This window comes from Limnospira sp. (genome assembly GCF_051859755.1).
GTDB classification, from domain to species: Bacteria; Cyanobacteriota; Cyanobacteriia; order Cyanobacteriales; family Microcoleaceae; genus Limnospira; species Limnospira fusiformis.
The window spans coordinates 1-1,052 of record NZ_JBIMLI010000364.1 but is presented as its reverse complement, the minus strand read 5'-3'; the positions used below and the strand labels follow the sequence as shown (position 1 = coordinate 1,052).

Annotated in this window: 2 protein-coding genes; both read right to left on the bottom strand. The window is 45.7% G+C overall.

The features are described from left to right. Window positions 1–22: 22 nt before the first annotated feature. A complete protein-coding gene (gene gatC, locus ACTIE0_RS24655) occupies window positions 23–316 on the bottom strand; it encodes an Asp-tRNA(Asn)/Glu-tRNA(Gln) amidotransferase subunit GatC (protein WP_006624110.1) in 294 nt (97 codons plus the stop codon). Between the two features lie 20 nt (window positions 317–336). After that, window positions 337–858: a photosystem I assembly protein Ycf3 gene (locus ACTIE0_RS24650; protein ID WP_006624111.1), complete on the bottom strand. Its 522-nt coding sequence runs from the start codon at window positions 856–858 to the stop codon at window positions 337–339. Window positions 859–1,052 lie beyond the last annotated feature (194 nt).

Below are 1,052 nucleotides of genomic sequence, written 5' to 3'. Positions count from 1 at the left end.
CGATTATTGATGGTTGAAAGGATTAATTTTCGTCGCTGAGAATTTGAGGAACTCGGAAGAAATCCCCATCAGGTTCTGGGGCGGCGGCGAGTAAAGCGTCGCGATTTGGATAGGGTTCAAGTTGATCAGGACGGGTGATATTGCTGACATCGATCGCCCGCATAGTAGGGGCGACTTTTTCCGTATCCAGCTCCTTGAGTTGTTCAAAGTAATCCAAAATACCATTCAATTCCTTAGTAAACTTTTCCTCTTCCGAGGGCTGTAGTTGTAAGCGAGCTAAGTGAGCCACTTTGCGGACTTCTTCGCGATCAATCATGCTGGTAATCCAACTCCTATTTAGAAGTAAACATCAATATCACTGCGGCCTGTTGTTTTCAGCCAGTTCTGAGCTTCAATGTAGTTATTAGGAGCGAGACGAATAGCGCGTTTCCAGTATTCTGCCGCTTCCCGATAGGCTTGTTCTGCGGCATCCTCATCTCCCGCTTCTTTGGCGCGATCGCCACGATAGTGGAAAATCACAGCAATATTATTGAGAGCCTGGGGAAGGCGGGGGTTGAGATCAATTGCTTGATGGTAATAATCTAGTGCTTGGTCATGTTCGCCGTTGCTGGTGTGAATCAAACCAATGTTATAGAGGATATAACTGCGATCGTTAGGATCTTGTTCAAGTTTGAGAGCCTCATAATAGTTTTCGAGAGCTTCTGCATATTCTCCATCAGCTTGAGCCGACATTCCATCGCGATAGTAGGCGAAGGCTTCTTTTGCCTCCCGGCTGGTAGGTAGCATTTTCAGAAGCATATCAGCCGCGACCGTAAAAGTCTTATCAATGAAATTATCGTTACGTTGAGTTCTGGGCATATTATAGGAGTCTCCACAGTAGGGGGGCGATCGCTTGGAGTTACCGCATCAGGGGCAAAACCAATATTAAGTTTACACCTTCGTTAATTGCTAGAGCAATCTAACCGGGTATTCTTGTTTCTGATACATTTACGCGACATTTATCCGGCTATTGCCTGACAATGCGACGATAGCACTATTACCCGTTAAGGTAA